The 17,031-nt window shown below is 69.0% G+C and carries 19 protein-coding genes and 2 rRNA genes; 10 read left to right on the top strand and 11 right to left on the bottom strand.

Annotated features, from left to right (window positions below; genetic code table 11):
- Positions 1-92: 92 nt before the first annotated feature.
- Positions 93-524, bottom strand: coding sequence for a hypothetical protein (locus tag BMY19_RS28055; RefSeq protein ID WP_244535047.1), 432 nt, complete (start codon positions 522-524; stop codon positions 93-95).
- A 181-nt stretch (positions 525-705) separates the two neighbouring features.
- Positions 706-960, bottom strand: coding sequence for a hypothetical protein (locus BMY19_RS28060; RefSeq protein ID WP_026605357.1), 255 nt, complete (start codon positions 958-960; stop codon positions 706-708).
- Between the two features lie 334 nt (positions 961-1,294).
- Here BMY19_RS28060 and BMY19_RS31050 point away from each other — a divergent pair, with 334 nt between their 5' ends.
- From BMY19_RS31050 to BMY19_RS28080, 6 genes are all read left to right on the top strand, one after another.
- Positions 1,295-1,471, top strand: coding sequence for a hypothetical protein (locus BMY19_RS31050; protein ID WP_170863067.1), 177 nt, complete (start codon positions 1,295-1,297; stop codon positions 1,469-1,471).
- A 10-nt stretch (positions 1,472-1,481) separates the two neighbouring features.
- Complete coding sequence (locus tag BMY19_RS31055; RefSeq protein WP_157861912.1) at positions 1,482-1,619, top strand: hypothetical protein; 138 nt, start codon at positions 1,482-1,484, stop codon at positions 1,617-1,619.
- A 535-nt stretch (positions 1,620-2,154) separates the two neighbouring features.
- Entirely contained in the window at positions 2,155-2,286 is a 132-nt protein-coding gene (locus BMY19_RS31715) for a hypothetical protein (protein WP_020095914.1), read from the top strand.
- A gap of 37 nt (positions 2,287-2,323) precedes the next feature.
- Entirely contained in the window at positions 2,324-2,722 is a 399-nt protein-coding gene (locus BMY19_RS28070; RefSeq protein WP_100253672.1) for a DoxX family protein, read from the top strand.
- Positions 2,723-3,045: 323 nt separating this feature from the next.
- The gene (locus BMY19_RS28075; RefSeq protein WP_026605355.1) at positions 3,046-3,306 is read left to right on the top strand and encodes a hypothetical protein; all 261 of its coding nucleotides are present in this window, start codon (positions 3,046-3,048) and stop codon (positions 3,304-3,306) included.
- 213 nt (positions 3,307-3,519) lie between these two features.
- Positions 3,520-3,732, top strand: a complete 213-nt coding sequence (locus BMY19_RS28080) for a hypothetical protein (RefSeq protein ID WP_100253664.1) — start codon at positions 3,520-3,522, stop codon at positions 3,730-3,732.
- 71 nt (positions 3,733-3,803) lie between these two features.
- Here the strand turns inward: BMY19_RS28080 and BMY19_RS28085 are convergent, their stop codons facing one another.
- From BMY19_RS28085 to BMY19_RS28100, 5 genes are all read right to left on the bottom strand, one after another.
- Positions 3,804-4,208, bottom strand: a complete 405-nt coding sequence (locus tag BMY19_RS28085) for a response regulator (protein ID WP_100253665.1) — start codon at positions 4,206-4,208, stop codon at positions 3,804-3,806.
- Positions 4,209-4,520: 312 nt separating this feature from the next.
- The gene (locus BMY19_RS31060) at positions 4,521-4,697 is read right to left on the bottom strand and encodes a hypothetical protein (protein ID WP_020095909.1); all 177 of its coding nucleotides are present in this window, start codon (positions 4,695-4,697) and stop codon (positions 4,521-4,523) included.
- 158 nt (positions 4,698-4,855) lie between these two features.
- Entirely contained in the window at positions 4,856-5,986 is a 1,131-nt protein-coding gene (gene repC / locus BMY19_RS28090) for a replication initiation protein RepC (protein ID WP_100253666.1), read from the bottom strand.
- A gap of 181 nt (positions 5,987-6,167) precedes the next feature.
- Positions 6,168-6,392, bottom strand: coding sequence for a hypothetical protein (locus tag BMY19_RS28095; RefSeq protein WP_020095907.1), 225 nt, complete (start codon positions 6,390-6,392; stop codon positions 6,168-6,170).
- 733 nt (positions 6,393-7,125) lie between these two features.
- The gene (locus tag BMY19_RS28100; RefSeq protein WP_244535048.1) at positions 7,126-7,815 is read right to left on the bottom strand and encodes a sigma-70 family RNA polymerase sigma factor; all 690 of its coding nucleotides are present in this window, start codon (positions 7,813-7,815) and stop codon (positions 7,126-7,128) included.
- A gap of 438 nt (positions 7,816-8,253) precedes the next feature.
- Between BMY19_RS28100 and BMY19_RS28105 the strand changes: the two genes are divergently transcribed.
- On the top strand, positions 8,254-8,508 hold the full coding sequence (locus BMY19_RS28105) for a hypothetical protein (RefSeq protein WP_091981261.1): 255 nt from the start codon (positions 8,254-8,256) through the stop codon (positions 8,506-8,508).
- A gap of 85 nt (positions 8,509-8,593) precedes the next feature.
- On the opposite strand, the gene BMY19_RS28110 is transcribed toward BMY19_RS28105, so the two are convergent.
- On the bottom strand, positions 8,594-8,920 hold the full coding sequence (locus tag BMY19_RS28110; RefSeq protein ID WP_020095904.1) for a helix-turn-helix domain-containing protein: 327 nt from the start codon (positions 8,918-8,920) through the stop codon (positions 8,594-8,596).
- A gap of 373 nt (positions 8,921-9,293) precedes the next feature.
- Here BMY19_RS28110 and BMY19_RS28115 point away from each other — a divergent pair, with 373 nt between their 5' ends.
- Genes BMY19_RS28115 through BMY19_RS28125 form a run of 3 tightly spaced genes read left to right on the top strand, consistent with a single transcriptional unit; the run spans position 9,294 to position 15,382 of the window.
- Entirely contained in the window at positions 9,294-11,057 is a 1,764-nt protein-coding gene (locus BMY19_RS28115) for a type I secretion system permease/ATPase (RefSeq protein ID WP_100253667.1), read from the top strand.
- Between the two features lie 3 nt (positions 11,058-11,060).
- A complete protein-coding gene (locus tag BMY19_RS28120) occupies positions 11,061-12,425 on the top strand; it encodes an HlyD family type I secretion periplasmic adaptor subunit (protein ID WP_100253668.1) in 1,365 nt (454 codons plus the stop codon).
- Between the two features lie 38 nt (positions 12,426-12,463).
- Entirely contained in the window at positions 12,464-15,382 is a 2,919-nt protein-coding gene (locus tag BMY19_RS28125) for a hypothetical protein (protein ID WP_100253669.1), read from the top strand.
- Between the two features lie 232 nt (positions 15,383-15,614).
- On the opposite strand, the gene BMY19_RS31720 is transcribed toward BMY19_RS28125, so the two are convergent.
- The 3 genes from BMY19_RS31720 to BMY19_RS28140 all read right to left on the bottom strand — a co-directional run.
- Positions 15,615-16,121 carry a sigma factor gene (locus BMY19_RS31720; RefSeq protein ID WP_100253670.1) on the bottom strand — a complete coding sequence of 169 codons (507 nt, stop codon included), beginning with the start codon at positions 16,119-16,121 and terminating at the stop codon, positions 15,615-15,617.
- Between the two features lie 377 nt (positions 16,122-16,498).
- Positions 16,499-16,614 (bottom strand): 5S ribosomal RNA (rrf, locus tag BMY19_RS28135).
- A gap of 167 nt (positions 16,615-16,781) precedes the next feature.
- Positions 16,782-17,031 (bottom strand): 23S ribosomal RNA (locus tag BMY19_RS28140); the annotation flags it as partial.

The following is a 17,031-nucleotide window of genomic DNA, read 5'->3' on the forward strand; positions in this document are numbered from 1 at the left end:
GCTGCCCGCGAAGGCATTGCGTTCCCGGACCGCCTGTCAGCCGGTCTCGGGAGGCCCCCGGGCGGGCAAGGCGAGCATCCGCGAGGGGCAGCCTAGCGAGGCGCGAAGATCGTCACGTTGCTGTTGATCTGGTAGGCGGCCGTCGGCTTCGTGTTGACCAACCGCAGATAGATCGGGCTCTCGCCGAGGATCGCGCCGAACGCCTGTGTCACCTTGAGCGGGAAGCAGCGTGCCAGCACAGCGGATGCCGCCTCCTCGTAGCGACGGTGCGCGTCCTGGTCGCCGACCAGTCGCCGCGCGGTGATGAGCGGCTTGCCCCGGATGGCACCCGTCTTGTCGAGGCCGAACCGGTAGGCAATCAGGGATCCCTCCGTGCCGGGCGGCACCGTCCAGCACGCCGCCATCGCCTCGCGGAACTCAGCCCAGTTGTTGACGGGCGCGACCTGAGATCGCGCCGGCAGATCTGACAGAACAGAGACGGCTGCTGCGAGCAGCAGCGTGGCAAACGGTTTTGCCAAGGGCACCTCCGCGATGACCGCCGTATCTCCGAAGTATTCTGCTCGAACAGGGCCGCGATCTCGTTGCCGCGGCTTCAGGTCATCGCCGACAGGGGAGGATGTGCCGTCGACCCCGATGCCAGTGACCCGGGCCGATCCCGGGGCGTGCTCGACGTTGCGGACCCACCATCGACGCGCCCGGATTCGCTCACTGACGCGGTGCCGGCGCGGGGTTCTGCGGCGACGCCCCCGGCTGTGCGGGTGCCTGCGGGATCGAGTTCTGAGGCGGAGGCGGCGGCTGCTGACCGGTGCTGGCCGGCGCCTGATCGTTCTGCAGGGTCTGGTTCGCCTGAGTCTGGATCTTGTCGGCCGTCTGCTGGCTGATGACTCCGTAGGAGACTGCAGCGGCGAGCGCGACGGCGATAACGGCTCCGATGATGGTCTTGGTCAGCTTGGGCGGCATCGTTGCGTCCTCCACGATCAAAGTCAGTCCGACGGCGGCTCCCGGTCAGATGACATAGGCGGCAACCGTGCCTGAGGTAGTTCCCCGGCCCGGATCAGCAGCCGCCCGGCCTCTGAGATCGGGGGGTCTGCCGGGACCGGAGCCGTCGGGCCCGAAATGCGGCCAGTGCCCGGGCTGGTGAGGGAAGGCGCGTCGCCGCGGCGATCAGGGCGGACTACCCGAGGGAGAAGGATCTCCAGCGCGCGCCGGCGCCGTCGGAACCCGACCCTGCCACCGGGTTGCAATCGGTTAAAGAACGGTTAAGCTTCTACGTAGGTAATACGGGGGAGCGGTCATGAAACCAATCTATCCGCAGCGTGAGGACGGTCTGCGTGTCCCGCAATCGACCGCGATCACAGTTTTCCCTCGGCACGAAGACGAGATCCTCCAGGAACAGATGCGGCGGCAGCACAATGCGCGTGCCCGCCACCGTTCGGCGCGCCGCCATCTCGCCGCGCGGGCCCATAGCTGAGGGCACGGCCATGCTCGAACCATTGCTCTTCATCGGCCTCATCATCGCCGCTGTGGCTGCCGCGACCCGGCTCGGGATCGCCGCCGCGGCACCGATGGCGCCGTCGCGCCTCGACGCGTGGGACGGACGCGCCGACGCGGACGCCTGAATCGGCAGCGTCCTCCCGACAGCACCGTCGTCGCGCCCGCGAACGGGCGGGCTGGACTCCAGGCGTCGCCGAGCGCCGCGCCCGTCTTCCCGGGTTGTCGGGTCCCCGCCGCGGAGGCTCACGGGGGCGGCGCGTCGGAGACCGTGGCGGTGTCGCCTGAGACACCGATCGTCGCCTATGAGCCAGTCGATCCGTCGGCGATCCATCCCGACGCGAAGGCCTTCGTCACCGCCGAGCGGGACGGCGGCAAACTGACAGCGCGCCGGGCCAGCGGGGCGAGGACGGCCTCACCCCGGCATGTAGCCGACGATGTGGCCGGCGGCGGTCGGTCGCCGCGCGGCCATGGCGTCCCGGCGCATCCCGGAGGCGTGCCGGCGATCGCGCGTGGCGCCGTGGATCGCTCACCGAGAACGGCGTCTCAACTGATTTGGTGCAATCCAACGCAATAATCGAAGCAATAACGGCGCAATCCAGCTTGGCCATATGACCGTCCTGGGACAGCCGATCCACGGCTGCACGGATGAGGCAACCACCGATGGCCACCAAGATGATGACCAAGGGCATGACCGTCACCGACCACATCGTGGCTTGGTCGATGCTGACTGGCTTGGCGCTCGCCGTCCTCCAGCTCGCCCTGACCGCGGCGCTGCCGACGCACTTCGTCTGATCCGCCGAGAGTGATGCCTGCTGGGAGGGGTATGGGGATGGCTCGGGTTCGGGATAGGCGGAGTGTCGGCAGCGTGGCGCTGCGTGGCCTGTTGACCGCGGTGTTCCTGGTGGCCGCCGGCATGAAGTTCGCCGCTGTGCCGTTCGAGGTCGAGGGCTTCGTCCGCTTCGGCTACCCGCTGTGGTTCATGGACGTGGTCGGCGCCCTGCAACTCCTCGGCGCGGTGCTCCTCTGGACGCCCGGTTGCGTCGCCCTCGGCGCCGGTCTTCTCGCCGTGCTCATGGCCGGCGCGGTCGGCAGCCATATTCTCGCGGGCGACCCCGTTCTGATGCCGCTTCCCGCCCTCGTGCTTCTCATCCTGCTGGGCGGCGTCGCTCACGCGCGCCGGTCCGAGCTTCTGCCGTCCGGCAGCGACACGGAGATGCGGCAGGCCTGACCGTTCCGACAGAGCGGATTCGGCCATTCACGTCCGCGCGGGGGCGCAGTGGGGGCGCAGTGGGGGTTCGTCGGTTCGAGCCTTGACCGGCGCGGCCGCGAGCGGAGTGACGGGCACGCGGCAGTCCGGATACCGCGCCCTGGCCGCCGCGGCTCGGTGCCAGCGACGCGGAAATCGTCCCCGGGCGCCGATCGATCTGCGGCGACGGTCACGCATGTCTGCCGTGCCGACACGGGTGTGGCGACCATCGCGAACCGCCGTTAAGCCCTCCGGCCCTACCGGCGACGCGGTACATGCGCCGGGCCTGGCCCATCGGGACCCCCATGAGAAAGTTGCTCGCGTTCGCCGTGGCCGTCGTCGTGTGCGCGGGTCCCGCGCTCGCCCTGGCCGATCAGCCGGCTCGGGATTGCGACCGGGACCCCGAGACGACGGGCGCGTTGCCCGGTGATCCCCGCAGTCTGTACCTGCCTGGCGAGCGACCGGTGAAGGCCGACCGAGACCCGCCAGAGGCCAGCTGGCAGGACGAGGCCCGAGAGACGTCCGAGCAGCGCAGGCGCGATCTCCTCGCCTGCGGCGTGGACTGAGGCGGGTGGCCGATCACCGCGACGGAAGGATCGGCGGCGTCAGCGTCAGCCTGGGACATCTTCGGTTCCCCGCCGGTGACGATCCCCTAACCGGGCCCAGGCACCGTGATGGCGGGCCGCGTTGCGTATCGGCTCACGGGTGGTGACACCAGACGCTCCCCCGCCCCGTGACGGGATCGGTGGCGCAGGACGGCCGAAGCTGGGGGGGCACGCATGAGGGACGAGCCGGACCAGACGCTCTCGGACGAGGAGCTGGACCGTCTGGCGCGTGAGCTGTTCGCCGAGGTCCGCGGCGAGTACTCGGAAGCGAAAGTGGAGCGGGCCCTGAAGACCGCCGGTGAGGTCGCCGGGGAAGTGCTTCCCGGGATACCGGACTGGCTGCTCGACGCTAGCGACGACGCCAGCGCCGGCGACAGCGGGACCTGAACCTCGCCGTGATGCGGCCCGTCGTCGACGGCGCATCTCTCCCGCGCCGGCGCACGCTGGGCTGGCCACCGTCAATGCGGCCCGGACCCTACGCCCCGCGCCGCCAGCACAGCCCCCAGCGCGCCGGCCAGCCCCTCCGGTGTGAACGGTTTGCGCAGGTAGCGAGCGCCCATCGGCATCTGCTCCTCGGCCGGCCAAGCCACACCCGACACGATCAGGATCGCCAGTTCGGGCCAGCGCGCCGCGACGGCTTTGGCCAGGGTGAAGCCACTCAAGGGCTCGCCTGCCAAGTCCACGTCCGCGACCATGGCCACAAGTTCGGGACGGGCCGCCAGATGAGCCTGGGCGGCTTCGACAGTGGCGGCCTCCGCGACTTCGTATCCCGCGTCGCGAAGGGCTGCAGCCGCATCCATGAGCTGCACGGGATTGTCCTCGACAATCAGCACAGCGCGTTGCGACGCGACGGCGTCTGCCATCCTAAATCTCCACACTTCGTCGCCGCAGTAACGCAGCGGACCCCGATTGCGTCCCACGCAAACCAGTCCGATGGGGACCGGGTTCGGGGCGATCACGCGCCGAACCCCTCGCACCGAGAGTGCCGGGTGCCGCGGAACCTGCCCGGCTTCCTGGCGGAACGGCACTGCAGGCGCCTGACCAATCCGGTATCGCTCACCGATACGTCACCGCGGCGGTCTTCCGTGAAGCGAGGGCGCCTGCCCGGCGCCTCGATGACCGCAGCGTGCCTGGGGCCGGTAAGGGATCGGACTCTTCGCGTGGTTGTCGGCGCGCTAGACCCGGATCTCCTCGATGGCGAGTCCACCGGCCCGGAGATGGTCGGGGATGTCGGAATGATCGTAATACCCCGCCTCGTGCGCCATGGCGTCGAGGGCAGCGAGCGGGTCAGGCGCCGAGCCCGTCCAGAGGATGGCGCCCGTCACCTCGTGCCGGATCTGAAACACCTTCACCGCAAGCCTCCCATTTTCAACGGCCGCGCAAGCGTAGCGTGAGTTCCGGGATCCGGAGGCTACCTACATCGGTCAGGATCCGGATGCCCGGATTCGCTGCCGCGGCGTGGCGCATCTGCAGGGCTTGGCGGTCCGGGGCGGGTGACGTTCGCCCGAGGTCACGTCATCTTCCTCCTGCGCATCGCCATGAGCTCGGCTTCGAGCCCGTAGCGACCTTCGGAACACAGGCGGACGAGCTGTCTGAAGTAGCCGCCTGGGTTCTTGATGCGGATCTCACCCCGGCGCACGTCGTCGTCGTGGAGCTGCGCGACGATCAGCACGAGCACCGAGGCCCGGAACGGGCCGAGGGCTTGGCAAGCCTCGCTCCAGGCCGACGGATGCGCGCCGATCCCGCCCCGCATCAGCCGGCCGATCTCGATGACATCCGCTTCCGTTCTGAGGGTGACGCCGAATTCGGCAGCGACAGGGCAAGCAGCCGCGACGAGTGACGGTTCGAGCCTACGGGTCGGCTCAGGCTCCTTCTCGGGAGCCTTTGCACAAGGATCGGTAGGAGATCCGGTGTCTTGTTCTATGTGACGGCCGGAATTGCCGGCAGAGGCGGCTTGATAGAACCGCTCCTCCGCCATGACTTGCAGTTCTCCCCAAGCGTCGAGGACGACGTCAGGGCCCATGCCGGAAGCGCGTCTCCTCGGCGTGCTGCGCTCGAGGGCCTCCTGCGCCGCGAGCAGATCGGCAGCATCCGTCGCCGGGAAGCGGGCGCGCAGGGCAGCAAGGGCCTCCGACACCGCGCGGCGACGAACGGTCAGGAGATCGAACGCGCGGCTTCGCTGAGCGTCCCTCGCGGTGGCATCCATGATCGCGGTCGCCCATTCTCCCTTCCGGGCGACGATGGGAGTCAGGTCGAAACCGTACGCGTCGATGACGGCGCCGCCCGGCCCGCGGATGGCGAAACGCTTGCCGTTCGCGCTGTCCCGAGGTGTGATGACCTCCAGGGCCACGAGGTCGCGCAGGCCGTAGCGGAGCGCGCGCTCCGACAGCCCGGTCATCCCGCACAGGTGCTCGTTCGAGGGCCACACCACCAGGCGTTCCCAATCCTGCTCACCCCACACGGCGCAGAGCGCCGAGAGGATCGAACGCAGGGCAGGGCGCAGGTTCAGGGCCTTGGCCGCGTCCCGGCCCGCGGCCGAGAGCTCCCTGCGCGAGACCGTCCGCCCGTCTTCGAGCGCACGTCTCCGGCCGGCGAGCGCGGCGCGCGTGAGCGGCCGGCCACCGGAATGAACTGTCTCCACCTCGTCCGCCTCCTCTCAGGAGGCAAAGCGGGACCGTTCACCCCGAAGGGTGTTCTTGACGACGGCCTGGGGGAGGGGGCATAAAGGGGGTGCGAATCGCCTGTCGCGCCCCATCCCAGGGTATGTCAGGTCCAAAGGCCTCGAGGTTCCCGCCTCGGGGCCTTCTGCTTTGCCCGTTACATCATGCCGACTTCTCCTCGAAGGCAGACGCGAGCGCCCACTCGATCGCCTCGGTACGGCTCCTGAACCGACCGTTCTGGATCGCCTGGTCGATGACGGCCTTGACCGACGGCTTCAGCCACACGTTCTGCTGGGTCATGCCCTTCTGCTTCAGAGCCTCCCTGCGACGTGTCTGACGGCGCGTGTCCGCAGCCTTCAGCTCAGCCAGCCGTTCCTCTGCGGTCATCGGTCCCCGCCCGATTCTGCCAACGTGACTGTTCATGTGGACCGATTCTGCAAAGTGAGTCCAGCGGCGACCCGGATTCGTACGGGGATGGGTGAGTTTGTTAAGGGCGACCTGTTCCGCGGCGGCCCGGAGACCGCGCCGAGAGCCTCCGCGGCGAGGATGCCAGACGCGGCGCTGCCCAATGGTCGGTGACGCCACGGCCGACCTTCCTGCGACACGGGCAGCGCGTGGAGGCGGAGCGTCCGTCGAGGTGCCCGGGGATGATCTCTGGCTCGGACCGGGACGAGCGGCCTGCTGCGGCGGCAGCGACCGGGACGGGCCCGAACCTTCCCGAAGCGCGGGCTGAACCGCGGCGTTGTCCATCGACGATGGCGGCCGCGTGGTGCAGTCGCTGCTCGCGACACGCTCGTGCGACTTGAAGCGCGATGGGGGAGGGCGTCCCGCGGCGGTTTCGCGGTCGCGATAGGGGCCGAGACAGCTTTGCCGGCCTGCGCCTGGCCTTTCCCCGGCCTTCGAGCGTGTCGCGCGCCCGACCTCGTCTCTCTGCCCGGGCTATCCGTCCGACAAGGATGGTCGAGCCGTCGAGGTTCGACACCGGCCAGGACGGCGGGGGACCGTTCCCAGGTCGTCGCCCGTCGGGACTCGCCCCAAGGCGGAGCGCGGATGGGCACCTGTCTCAACCATGCAGGGGCCGTCGAGCGTGGAAAATCCGCCCTCGGTCAGGATACCCGTCTCAGGCGAGATGCGCGACGAGCAAGGCCCGGGCGCGGCTCACCCGGCTCTTCACGGTCCCGGTCTGACAGCCCATCACCTCCGCGGCAGCCTCGTAGGTCAGGCCTTGGGCCCCCACGAGGAGCAGGGCCTCACGCTGCAGTTCCGGCAGCTTGCCGATATGGGACCAGACGATCTGCAGATCGGACCCGTGCTCCTGGGCTGCGGGCGCCGTGAGCTGCGCCGCGGCGGCACCGTTCACGTCCTCGATCTCGCGCTTTCGCTTGCGGCACTCGGTGTAGAACTGGTTGCGCAGGATGGTGCAGAGCCACGCCTTCAGGTTCGAACCTGGGATGAATAGGTCCTGGCGCGCCCAGGCTCGGAGCACAGTCTCTTGGACCAGATCGTCGGCGCGCGAGGCATCGCCGACGAGCGAGAGGGCGAAGGCGCGCAGGCCGGGCAGCGTTTCGGTCAGGCCCTCGCGAAACGCGGTGGCATCGTCCTGGCGCGGCCCCTCCAGCGCTGCATCGAGCCGCGCGACGAGGTCCAGCAGACGCGGCGGTGTCTGTGCCCGTGTCACGGCCTCGTAGGCGGCGCGCAGCTGCAGGCCGAGATGATCCCGCACACCGGTGGGCAGAATCGCGGGTTCCGGAGGGTCCTGTCGGCTCGGCCGATCGACTCGGCCGTCTTGAGCAACCAGCGTGTCCGTCAACTCACGTCCTCTCAAAGCGCTCGCCGCACGAACCGATCTCGGGCCGCCGTGAACCCCGCCTGACGAACCAGCGATCTGCAGCGGGCCATCCGGCGGGAGTGGCCCGACCACGCGCGTCATCGAGCGTCCACCCCTCCAGATAGGACCCGCCACCTGACTGTACAGTGAACATCTAACCCCGCAAGCGGCGGATCGTTCTCCGCGGCCTACGCGTTGGGCCACGCTTCCGTCCCTGGGGGGCGGACATGTTGAACCGAGAAGGAGCCGAAGATCATCGCGCGCGCAGGTGAACCCCGACGTGGTCTGAGGCCGAGCGAGGAACAACGGATCGAGGTGAACGAGTCACGTCGGCGAGAGGCGCGCGTTCGCCGTCAGACTGCGAGCTGCGTGGGCGGGGCGGCTGTTGCCAGCCAGGTGAGGATCTATTGGGCAGCGTCGATGCCTCAGAATGTCGAATACTGGATCACGGACAGGCCGGACGGCCACTTCGACGTTGTTGTCAAGCTGGAGTCCGGCAAAATCTTTCGCCGCAGCGGGTGCATCTCGCGGACCGAGGCCGATACGTGGATCGAGGGATTGCGAATGCTGATGGCGGCGATCGGCGCGCCCGTATCGGCCGCCGACGTGACGTCTGACGACCCCTCGCCCCTCGGATCACAGACGGTGGACGGTGCGGATCACTCCACCTCCTGAGCTGCGCGGGCGGTCGTCTCCAGGCTGGAGCCGTCCCGCGCGCCTCGCGCATCCGAACGATCCGGGCCCTGAGAGCGTCGACGGCCTACGCCTCGTTGCCCTCAGGCTCCGCGCTCCGATCGCCGAACAGGATCTCGTGGGTGATCGGGTCGTAGAAGCGCATCACGTTCCGGACGAACGCTCTCGGCTCGATCGCCAGCGCCTCGGCCCACGCGCGGTACCGATCCGGAGGAATACGACCGCGCCCGGTCTCCAGCTGCGAGATGAAGGTGTAGTAATCCGCACCGACAAGAGCTGCGAGCTGTCGTTGCGACAGGCCGCGCGCCTCCCGCAGTTCCTTCAGATACCGTCCCCCCTCCCGACGCAGCTCCAGCACCTCCTCGGAGTCCAGGCGTTGCTGATGGGCATACACGGGGTTTCACCTTCCTGCCGACCGAAGCCACGCGGCGCGGCGCTTATACAGCAAACACCATATAGCTGGGACGGAGCCGCGCTGTCCAGATGCGCGGCGGCACCCGTCGTCCCCGCGTCCTCCCCGAACGGATCCCGTTGCTTGGCAACTACCTGAATAGCGCTATCATCCTGTAAGGAACGATTTGGAGAATGGTGCCGGATGCCCCACTACCGGTGCATGTCTCTGGATAGCGGCCCATGAAAGTCGAGAATCGCACGTACGATTGCCGCTCGCGGATCTGAGCGCCCGAGGGTCACTGACGCGAGCAGCACGGGAATCTGAGCCATCGGGTATCACCGATCGTGCCGATCGATCGCAGGAAGAGGGCAGAATGGGCGATCCTTCGCTGCAATCGGCATTGACCATCGGCCTGCGCTCGCTCCGGCCGGTCCTGGCGACCGCCGTGGTGTTCGGGCTCTTCATCAATCTGCTGCTGTTCGTCAGCCCGCTCTACATGCTCCAGATCTACGACCGCGTGATCCCTAGCCGGAGTGAGACGACCCTGGCGGGGATCACGCTGATCGCGGCGTTCGGCCTGGCCGTCTACGCGATGCTGGAGATGCTGCGCGCCCGCCTCCTGGTGCGCGGCGGTGTGGTGTTCGATCAGAAAATCGCCACGCCGATCTTCGATGCCGCCCATCGCGGCACCTTGCTCAGGCCCGGCGCGCAGCACGATACGGCGCTGCGCGACGTGGACGTCCTGCGGGAGTTTCTGACCGGCGCCGGCATGCTGGCGTTCTGCGATCTGCCCTGGATACCGATATTCCTGCTCGCCTGCTTCATCCTCCATCCCTGGTTCGGCTGGATGGCGCTGGTGGGCGGCGGTACGATCCTCGGCCTCACGCTGCTCAACGAGGTCGCCACCCGTCGGACGCTCGACGCCGCCAGTCAGGCCTCGCGCGAAGCGGGGCAGAGCGCCGCCACGGTCTTTCGGAATGGGGAGGTGCTGCAGGCCATGGGCATGGTCGCGTCCATGCGCGGGCTCTGGGGGCGCCGCCACGACGACGTCCTGCTCCTCCAGGCGCGGGCCAGCGATCGCGCGGGCCTGATCGTCGCGGCCACGAAGTTCGTCCGCATGCTGCTGCAGACCCTGGTGCTGGGCATCGGCGCGTATCTGGCGATTCACCGCGAGATCTCGGCCGGGTCGATGATCGCCGCGTCCATCATCATCGGCCGCACCCTCGCGCCGATCGAGGCGGTCGTCGGCAACTGGAAGGGCTTCACGGCGGCGCGGGCCAGCTATCGGCGATTGGCCGATCTCGTGGCGGTCGCCGGCTCGGAGACGCGCCGCCTCGTCCTGCCGCGGCCGCGCGGCCTGATCGAGGCCGAAGACATCTCGGTGGCGGCCCCCGGCGCGACGCGCCCCATCCTCAAGGCTGTGAGCGTCCGGCTCGAGCCCGGCAGCGTCGTGGGGATCATCGGCCCGAGTGCCGCCGGCAAATCGACGCTCGTTCGCGCGCTCACCGGGGTCTGGCCCTTGCTGGAAGGCACGGTGCGCATCGACGGGGCCGACCTGAACCACTGGGACAGGGCCCTGCTCGGGCAGCATGTCGGTTATCTGCCTCAGGACGTCGAGCTGTTCGACGGGACCGTCGCGCAGAACATCGCGCGCTTCGCCGACCGGGACGACGCGCGCGTCATCGAGGTTGCCCAACGGGCTGGCTGTCACGCGCTGATCCAGTCGCTTCCGGAGGGCTACAATACGGTCATCGGTCGGGGGGGACACGGGCTGTCAGGCGGTCAGCGGCAGCGCATCGCTCTGGCCCGCGCGCTCTACGGCGAGCCGAGCCTGGTCGTGCTCGACGAGCCCAATGCGAGTCTCGACCAGCCCGGCGAGGCGGCGCTGATGCGCGCCGTCGCGGACCTGAAGCGATTCGGGACGACGGTGGTGCTGGTGACCCACAAGGTGAGCCTGCTGGAGGAGGCCGACCGTATCCTGCTCATGAGCGAGGGCCGCGTACAGCTCTCCGGCACGCCCGAGCAGGTCCTCGCTCACGTCACCGGCCAGCGGCCTGTCCCGACCCTGGTGCCGCCCGTCGGCCCCGCGGCATCCCAGACCCGCCGTGGCTCCGACGAACAGCGGAGCGCGGGATAAGCGATGACCGTCACGCGCGCCGCGATCCCGAGCCCGTCCCCCGTGCGAAGAAGGTCCGATCGGGACCGGTCGGGGCCGGCCGACCTGACGACTTGGCGCGCGTACGCCGTCGCCGGCTACGCGCTCATCGTCGCGACGTTCGGGGTTGTCGGCACCTGGGCCGCGGTCGCGCGCCTCGACCGGGCGGTCATCAGTCCCGGGGTGGTGGTCGCGGAAGGCAGCCGCAAAGTGGTGCAGCACCTCGAAGGCGGCATCGTCCAGGAGGTGCTGGTCCGGGACGGCCAGGCGGTTCGCGCGGGCGACGTCCTGCTACGCATCGATCCCGTGCAATCGCGAGCCAGCAACGATCTGCTCCGCGGCCAACTCGACGGGGCCCTGATCCTCGAAGCGCGCCTCCGCGCGGAGCAGGGCCAGGCGCAGGATCTGCTCCTGCCGCCGGAGATCGCGGAGCGGCGCGCCGAGCCGGCCGTCGCCGGCCTGATCGACGACCAGGCCAGCCAGCTGTCGGAGCGCCGCGCGTCCTTCCAGGCGCAGCTCGGCCTCATCGAGGCGCGGGTCACGCAGCTGAAGACGGAGATTTCCGGGCTGGCGGTCGAGAAGGCCTCGGGCGAGCAGCAGGTCGCCCTGATCCAGCAGGAGCTGGAGGGCCTGCGCGGCCTCCAGGAGAAGAACCTCATCCCGCTCTCGCGCGTTCTGATGATGGAGCGCGAGCACGCGCGCCTCCGAGGCGTGATCGGACGGTCCGTGGCGGAGACCGCCAAGGCGCGGAACGGCATCAACGAGGCGGGGATGCAGACCGCGCAGCTCAAGCAGAAGCTGCAGGAATCGCTGACCGCGCAGCTCCTCGACACGCGCCAGAAGATCGCTGAACTGCGCGAGAAGCTCATCGTGGCCCGGGATGTCCTCCGTCGGCACGAGGTCCGGGCGTCGCACCAGGGCGTCATCCAGGGATTGAAGGTCTACACGATCGGCCAGGTGGTCCGCTCGGGCGAGCCGCTGATGGAGATCGTTCCGACGAACGACAGGCTCGTGATCAGCGTGCAGTTCGCGCCGAACGATCTCGAGGCGGTTCATGCCGGCATGCGGGCCGAGGTGAAGTTTCCGGCTTTTCAGACGCGCCGCATGTCGGCGATCTTCGGGACGTTGACGATGGTCTCCCGCGACCGCCTGATCGACGACGGCACCAAGCAGGCCTATTTCGCCGGCACCGTGGAGATCGACGACCATCAACTCCCGGACGAGGTACGACCACGCCTCCTGGCGGGCCTGCCCGCCGAGGTCGTCGTCTCGGCCGGCGAGCGCACGGCGCTCGACTATCTGGTGGCGCCCTTCTTCGATGCTCTGGGACGCAGTTTCCATGAACGATAGAATCCGCTTCTCAGTCACTGTGCGGACGTGAGGTCCCGATGGGCGCGGTCATCTCGTTCTTCCGACCCGCAACGACGTGCCAGGGCGGCTGGTCGCAGCAGGAGCTCGCGGAATTCTACCGCGTCGAGGCCGCCCTGATCCGAGCCGGCCTGCAGATCGGCAGCGAGCAGGGCCTGAGCGACGAGGCGGACCCCTGGTTCGTCTTCTGCCGGCCGGATGGCGACGCCGTCATGCATTTCGCCAGGATCGACGGCAGCTACGTCATCGCGTCCGATGTCTTGGACAGCCCGATGCGAGGCAGCGATTTCCGCGCCCTCATCAACGAGATCGCCCGACGCTATCCCGAGCTTCTCCCGATCCCGCAGGATGCCCGCGGGACGAAGCTCTCGGTTCACCCGGCGGCGCTGCTCGCGGCTCTCGTCGCGGCTGCGGCCCTGAGCCTGTCGCCCGACGACGCCCGCGCGGATGACGGGGAACGATCGACCGAGAGCGCGGCGCAGCCCCCTCACGCGGGCCACGCGCAACAGCACGGGCCGTCCGAAGCGCGCGACACGGGCGATGCCGATGAGCGCGACGGCCACCGTAAGCAGGTCGGGCTGATCGTGTTCTCGGCCATGGTCTTCGCGGCGGATGCCCTCGTCGACCACCCCGCACAGGGTATCGAGGCGACATCATACCTCGGCGCGCGGGGCGCCAGCAGCGCCGTCCCGGGTGACCAGGGCAGCCTGTCGCCGACGACGGGTGGAGCGGCGAGCCCCGTCCAGTCGGAAGGACCGCTCGGCACCGGCCGCCACGAAGGTCCCGCGAGCGGCGCGGCCGGTCTCGTAACGGCCGAGTCGGCTGCGGTCGCTTCCGCCCGATCTGACGCCGCCGATTTCGGGCTCATCGGCCTCAGAGACCCGGCCCTCGGCCATGGGCCGACCCGGGCAGGCGCGGAATCCGGATTTCAGCCGCTCGCGCGCGGCGCCGAGGCCAGCGCAGCCCTCGCAGCGGGTTCATCGTCCTCTCCGGATTCCAGATCGGACGGTGGCGCCGCGCCATCGGGGGACGCCGCGGCACGGGAACAGGGAGCCCCGTCGTCGAGCGCGACCGGTGAGGCGCCATCGCTGGCCCAGAGCGTGACCCCGACGACCGGTCACGCGGCATCCGAAGCTCCGCCAGCCCCGGTCAATGGGCTCAATGCCGCCGCACAGCCCGAGTTGAGACACGCGCAGCTCCCGGTCGAGGAGCGCTCCGGTAGCCCGGACAACGGTCTGCGAATGGGCGTGTCGCCGGAGGCAAGGGGACGGCACGACGCGGTCGCGCATGCGGATGCTTCAGGCATCGGCGCAGGTGCATCCGAACGGGAGTTGCACGGCGCGGCCGGCGACCCCAGTGCAGCATCCGATCCGAGCCCGCGTCCAACAGCGGGCCTCGCGCAGGTCCGGGGGGAGGTCACCGATCAGGGCCGCGGTCAAGATGGCGACGGGCCTGGCCGGAGCGCCGATGCGCCAGGCCATCACAAGGACGCGGCGGCCGTTCCACTGGACGCGGCCGGCGGCGCGGGTCCGGATGAACCGCCGGGTCTGGCGCAGGCTCAGACAAGCACTGCCGATCCAGGCTCGACGCGGGCCGGCGAAGGTCCCGGCCGGAGTGCCGCCGCGCCGGGCCACCTCCGGGGCTCGGCGCCGCACGCCCAGGACAATGACGGTCAGGGCACGGACACCGGCACGCAATCAGCGCCGCCCTCAGCCACCGTGCAGGCGAGCGGCGCGGTGGCTGCGCACGCTCCGGCCGGCGAAAGCCCCGGCCGGAGCGCCGAGGCACCGGGATCTATCCAGGGCCCGGCAGGGCACGCACAGGATGCCGGCAGCCACGGCACGGCGGCCACCGATCCCACCCCCTCAGCACCGGCAGCCAACCTGCAGATCGAGGCCAGAGCCGCCGAACCGGATCACAGGCAGGCTGGCGAGGGACCGGTTCGGAGCGGGGTGGCGCCGGAACATGTCCAAGACACGGCGCCGCACGCCCGGGATGCCGGCCATCACGGCTCGGCCGCCGACACGGATCCGGTCCAACCATCCGCGAGCGCGCAGACGCAGGCGGATGTTGCTGATCCCGGTCACGCGCGGGCCGGTGCTTCACCTGGCCGGAGCGCCGAGGCGCCGGGACATCTTCACGATACGGTACCACCCGCACAGGATAGCCGCGGTCACGGCTCGGCCACCGACGCGGACCCAGGTCCGCCGTCAGCCGGCACGCAGGCGCGCGCTGCCGATCCAGGCCACGGGCAGGACGATCGAAGCGGCGAGCCGCCCGGGCACCTCCAAGACGATGGACCGCACGCACAGGGTCCCGCCGTTCACAGCGCGGCTTCCAACGCGGACCCAATCGCTCCTTCGGCCAGCGCGCTGGCGGGGGTGAGAGCGGACGATCCAGGCCATACACAGACCGCCGACGGGCCCGGCCGCAGCGGCGAGGCTGCGGATCACGCCCGAGAGACCGAACCGCATCTGCGGAACTCGGACGGCTCCAACCCGGCAACCGGTGCGAACGCAGGCATCTCGCCGAGCGGCACGCAGGATCGAGCGGTCGAGGCGGATCCCAATCCCGCGAACCTCGACGCGGGCCCGCACCACACAGGTCACGGCACTGCCGTTGCGGCCGCGAACGTCGGCACCCCGGTGGCGTCAGACCAATCGCTCTCGCGCCAGGGATCGGGAGGCTCGACCGGCGTGAGCCGCGATCAAGAACCGTCAGGCGAGCCGAGTCCCCCGACGAGCGGGGGCAGTCACGGTCCGAGACCGGCAGCCAGCATCGGCCCGAACGGCACCATCGAATTCGCGTCCGACAGCAAACCCGGCTCACCGGCCGGACCGAGCCACGCACCGGCGGACAGTGGCGTCCAAGGAGACGTCGGCCTGATCGGGGTTTCAGATCACGGCGCCAACGCCCATCACTTCGACCTCCACTCCTGACGGGAAACCGAGGATCCGCGAACGGCAGGCATTCTCGTGAGTTCTCGACGGTGGCGCTCGACCGCCCTGAACTCGACCGGGGAGCGCGAAGCACTCGATCTGACGAAGAGCAGTTCATATCTCGACGCACGCAGCAGAGCGCGCGCGTCGATGATCGGCGTCGCCACATCCAGCACCTCCTCGTCAGAGGACGTGGCCGTCGCCATTCGTCCTGCGAAAACGCTCCGCGGTTTCACCGGTCAGGATCGATGCGTCGCCTGTCGGGTGCAGCGTTGCCGACATCCGTCGGATCCGCTGTCTCACGCTTGGAGGGCGAGAAGCTGCTCCGCATGATGGTGAATGTCCAGGCTCGAAGATTGCTACGAGGACGAAAGCGATCCTGACGTATCCAAGCCCTGAGCAGCGTCTCTTGAACCAAGTCCTCAGCCTGATCGGCCGTCTTCGCCATCGACCCCGCGAATCGCTTCAGGTCGGGCAGCAACTTCACGAGGGCTGCCCGGAAACGGTCCGCGTCGAACGCCGGATCCCGATCGGCCGCCGCATTGAGATCCCCTGAGTGCGGACGACGCAGATGGATCTTGTCGGGGCCGGACGCGGCAGGCGGACACTCTGGTCCGCCATCAGGCCTGAGGGACGGCGATCCAGCCCTATCACCGGGGACCGACCGTGAGCGCGTGTCCGGATGGCACGGCATGCGATGCTCGATTCCACACTGACCGGAGGCATAGTACAGCAGCATTATAATAGAGGTTTGCTGTACAGCCCTCAAGGCCGTGCCTTCGGCACAGCGCGGTCGTCGGTGCCGGGCGAACGACGAGTGGCCGAGGCGTTCGGCACGACCGGTCGGGAAAGGCTCGGAGCAGGCAGATGTCCGGGATCAGTCAGCCCTCGCGCGACGCGGGGAACCGCCTTCGCGGTTGCGCACGATCTCTCGGCTGATCGGGATGGCCGTGCGGCCGATCGAACGCCCATCACCGAAGGTGACGTGGCTCAGAGAACTTGCACGGGAGCGGAGCGACCGATGAGATCCGGCGCGGGCTCTGTGTGAGCGTACGCCGTGTCCGGGGCCGGATCGGTGTTCGTGTCGAGGGAAGGTGTGTGTATTGCGATGGGCGGGTCTGGCGGCGACCGACTCTCCCGTGTCTTGAGACACAGTACCATAGGCGCTGGCGTGTTTAACGGCCGAGTTCGAGATGGGATCGGGTTCTGGGCACGCCGCTCAGGCCACCAGACCGGCGCATCGCAATTTGTTTGGCACTGGGCGTCGCAGGGTGCTGCGACGGCGAGTGCTGTGTTCGGCAAGCATGCAGCCTCATCGCTGCGGGTCTTCTTGTTTCGTGTGTCTCTGGCTTCGCCAGCCTTTTCGGCTGCCGAACCAGTCCGGACACGGATCACGAGAGCGATCAAGCCAATCGGGCGATTAGTACCGGTCGGCTCAACGCGTCGCCGCGCTTGCACCCCCGGCCTATCGACGTGGTCGTCTTCCACGGCCCTCAAGGGAGGTCTCGTTTTAAGGGGGGTTTCCCGCTTAGATGCCTTCAGCGGTTATCCCGTCCGTACATAGCTATGCTGCACTGCCGCTGGCGCGACAACAGCTCCACCAGAGGTACGTTCATCCCGGTCCTCTCGTACTAGGGACAAAGCCTCTC

This window comes from Methylobacterium sp. UNC300MFChir4.1 (genome assembly GCF_900110155.1).
GTDB lineage: Bacteria > Pseudomonadota > Alphaproteobacteria > Rhizobiales > Beijerinckiaceae > Methylobacterium.